The 3,240-nt window shown below is 77.4% G+C and carries 4 protein-coding genes; 1 reads left to right on the top strand and 3 read right to left on the bottom strand.

Annotation, left to right across the window (positions count from 1 at the left end; genetic code table 11):
- The coding region (locus ICW40_RS21685) for a histidine kinase (protein ID WP_308121918.1) at positions 1-848 on the bottom strand (848 nt) is incomplete at its 3' end.
- A gap of 118 nt (positions 849-966) precedes the next feature.
- Between ICW40_RS21685 and ICW40_RS19245 the strand changes: the two genes are divergently transcribed.
- Positions 967-1,719, top strand: a complete 753-nt coding sequence (locus ICW40_RS19245; protein WP_221655599.1) for a GAP family protein — start codon at positions 967-969, stop codon at positions 1,717-1,719.
- A gap of 2 nt (positions 1,720-1,721) precedes the next feature.
- On the opposite strand, the gene ICW40_RS19240 is transcribed toward ICW40_RS19245, so the two are convergent.
- Together ICW40_RS19240 and ICW40_RS19235 are read right to left on the bottom strand one after the other, a co-directional pair.
- The gene (locus ICW40_RS19240) at positions 1,722-2,015 is read right to left on the bottom strand and encodes a hypothetical protein (protein ID WP_221655598.1); all 294 of its coding nucleotides are present in this window, start codon (positions 2,013-2,015) and stop codon (positions 1,722-1,724) included.
- Positions 2,016-2,035: 20 nt separating this feature from the next.
- Positions 2,036-3,240: LacI family DNA-binding transcriptional regulator (locus ICW40_RS19235; RefSeq protein ID WP_260459472.1), on the bottom strand; the 1,205-nt coding region annotated here is incomplete at its 5' end.

Genomic DNA, 3,240 nt, shown 5'->3' with positions numbered 1-3,240 from the left:
GCGCCCAGCAGCCGGGTCGCCTCGTCGAGGCGCGCCGGGGCCGGCGCGGGGTCGTCCCCGCCGCGGAGCAGGCCGATCATCGTCCGCATCTCCTGCAGCGACGTGACGCTCGCGGCGCGGATGGCCTCGAGGGCCGCCCGGTCGCGCGCCGCGGCGTCGTCGCTGCCCGCGGGCACGGCGAGCGCCGCACCCGCGTGGATCGCGACCGCGGAGAGGTTGCCGGCGATCGCGTCGTGCAGGTCGCGCGCCATGCGCGCCCGCTCCTGCGCGACGACGTCGGCCTCGCGCATCGCGGCCAGGCGCGCGAGGTCCTCGGCGCGCTCCCGGGCGAGCGCCGTGAGCTCGCTCTGCCGCCGGACCGCGAGGCCCCACCACAGCGGCGTCCCGATGAGCGCGAACAGCTGGAGGGTCAGGAAGACCGTGAGCCGCACGTCACCCGTGGCAGCCAGGACGGCGAGCGCGCCGCCCACGATCGCGGCGACCGCGACCGAGCGCAGGCCGTCCGCGCCGCGCGGCGAGCTGTGCAGCGCGGCCGAGTAGAGCAGGTCGACGACGACGAGCAGGAGCGCGACGCTCCCGCCGAGCGCGATGTCACCGGCCAGCAGGGCGGCTCCGAGCGCGAGCGCCACGAGCGGCCGCCGCCGCTTGACGAGCATGACCAGGCAGCCGAGGAGGAGGAGCGGCACGTGCACCCAGGGCGACAGCCACGGGTCGCGCAGATCCGTCCACAGCTCGACCTGGGCCGCGACGAGCACCAGACCCGCGACACCCGTGAGCACGGCGTCGCTGACGTCGCGTGCTCGGGCCGTCCCGCGCACGCGGCTCCGCCACAGCTCGAGCACCCGCACGCGCCCATCCCAGCACAGCGGTGCGCGCACGGGGTCGGACGAAGGATGTACGCGGGCCGGCCGCGCGTGCGGCGATCGGCCGACGCGGGGCGACCGACACGCCACCAGGCTCCGTGCCATGGACCTCGCCACCCTCGCCGGCCTCGCCGTGCTCGCCCTCGTCGACAGCACGAGCTTCGGGACCCTGCTCATCCCGGTCTGGTTCCTGCTCACGCCCGGGCGCGTGCGCGTGGCACGGCTGCTGGTCTTCCTGGCCACCGTCGTCGCGTTCTACCTCGCCGTCGGCCTGGCGCTGCTGGCGGGAGCCGGCGCGCTCCTCGAGCGCGGCGCCGACGCGCTCGACGGTCCGGCGGCCGCCACGGGCCAGCTCGTGCTCGGCGCAGGGCTGCTGGTCGGCTCCTTCGCCGTCGGCCCGCGCAAGGGCCCGGACGGCGAGCGGCGGCCGAGCGGGCGCCTGCTGCGCTGGCGCGAGCGCGTCATGACGGCCGACGGCGGCGCGTCGACCTACGGCGCGGTCGCCGTGCTCGCGCTCACGGCGACGGTGCTCGAGCTGGCGACGATGCTGCCCTACCTCGCGGCGACCGGGCTCATCGCCTCGTCCGGCCTCGGTGCGGCGCAGCAGGCCGGCGTGCTGGCGGCGTACTGCGTCGTGATGGTGGTCCCGGCGCTCGCGCTGCTCGCGCTCAGGCTCGGCGCGCACCGCCTGGTCGAGGCCCCGCTCGCGCGGCTCGGCGCGTGGATCGAGCGCACGGGGAGCGAGACGACCGCCTGGGTGATCGGCATCGCGGGCTTCCTGCTCGCGCGCGACGCCGCGTCACGGCTGCCGTGGGTCACGGACCTGCTCGGCGACCTGGGTGGCGGCCTCGCCTGACGTCAGCCGCGCACGCCGTACCACCGGGGGCCGTAGCGCCGGCTCACGTCGAGCGAGACGACGTCGGCGAGCGGCGCCACGTGCGCGCGGACCCGCCGGGCCACGCCCAGCGCGAGGTCGTCGTCGTCGGCCACGTAGCGCACGGTCGCGCGGGCCTCTCCGCGCACGACGCCGACGTCCCACGCCTCGACCTCGACGACGGCGCGCGCGGCTGCCACCGCCGCGGGCAGCACGGTCGCCGGGTCGGTCCCGGGCGCGAGGCGGCCGACGGCGAGCACGGCTCGGTAGCTGGGCACGGTCGAGGCGTCGTGGCCGGTCAGCGGTCGTCGGCGGCGGCGCGGACCTCGGCGGGCGCCGGACCGGTCGAGCGGCGCACCACGAGCTCGGCCGGGAGGACCACCTGCTCGCCCTCGCCGAGCTCGCCCGTGCGGGCGCGCTCGATCGCGGCCGTGAGGAGGTGGGCAGCCGCGCGACCCTTGGCGGCGACGTCCTGCCGGATGGTGGTCAGCGACGGGCGCACGCGGGTGGCGAGCGGGCTGTCGTCGAAACCGACGACGGAGACGTCCTCGGGCACGCGCAGGCCCAGGTCGTGCGCCGCGTGGACGACGCCGAGCGCCATGCGGTCCGAGAAGCAGACGATGCCCGTGGGGCGGTCCTCCGACTCGAGCAGGAGACGCGCACCCTCCTCGGCGTCACGCTCGGTGTTCTCGGGCATCTGCACCGCGACCACGCGCGCGCCGGCCGGCTCGAGCACGTCGAGCCAGCCCCGGACCCGCTCGGCGGCCACGTAGTTGGCCGAGCCGGCCTCCCGCGGCTCGACGAGCCCGGACGCCGCCCTCACGCCCATCGTGAGCAGCCCGACGACGCGGTGCCCGAGGTCGAGCAGGTGCTGGGCCCCGGCCCGCGCCCCGCTGCGGTCGTCCAGCATGACCGCGTCGGCGCCGGCGGTCGGCGTCTGGTCGACGAACACGAGCGGCAGCCGCCGCTTCTGCAGCCAGTGGAGGGCCTCCGCGTCACCGGCGCACGCGTAGACGAGCGCGCCGTCGATGGGGACGTCCCGGGCGGGGATCTTGTCGGTCGAGCCGCCCGACGGCAGCAGCGCCACGGCCATGCCCGTCGGAGCCAGCTCCTCCGCGACGGCACCGAAGAAGCCGGTCGCCACCTCGTCCTGGAACGCCGCCGTCACGGACTCCGTGAGCAGCACGCCGACGGCGCCCGTCGTCCCCCGGGCGAGCGCCCTCGCGGCCGGGTCCGGCCCGACGTACCCCAGGTCCTCGGCGGCCGCGAGGATCCTCGCCCGCAGCTCGGCCGACAGCTGGTCGGGTCGCGAGAACGCGTTGGAGACCGTCATGCGGCTCACGCCGACGCGGTCCGCGACCGTCTGGAGCGTCACGCGCGCCACGGCGTCACCCGGCTCGGTCCCATGGGGACCAGGGTAGGCCGCCCTGCGCAGGGCGGGCGCCGGCACGGCGCCGACGCCGCCGGACCGCGAGGCGGGCCGTGCGGACGAGTGCCGGGCCG

This window comes from Actinotalea ferrariae (assembly GCF_019733465.1).
Lineage (GTDB): Bacteria > Actinomycetota > Actinomycetes > Actinomycetales > Cellulomonadaceae > Actinotalea > Actinotalea ferrariae_A.
This window is presented reverse-complemented; position numbering and strand designations above follow the sequence as displayed.

What these genes read in the sequence shown, in the direction of transcription:
- ICW40_RS19245 (WP_221655599.1), top strand. Translation starts at nt 967, where the DNA reads ATGGACCTCGCCACCCTCGCCGGCCTCGCCGTGCTCGCCCTCGTCGAC.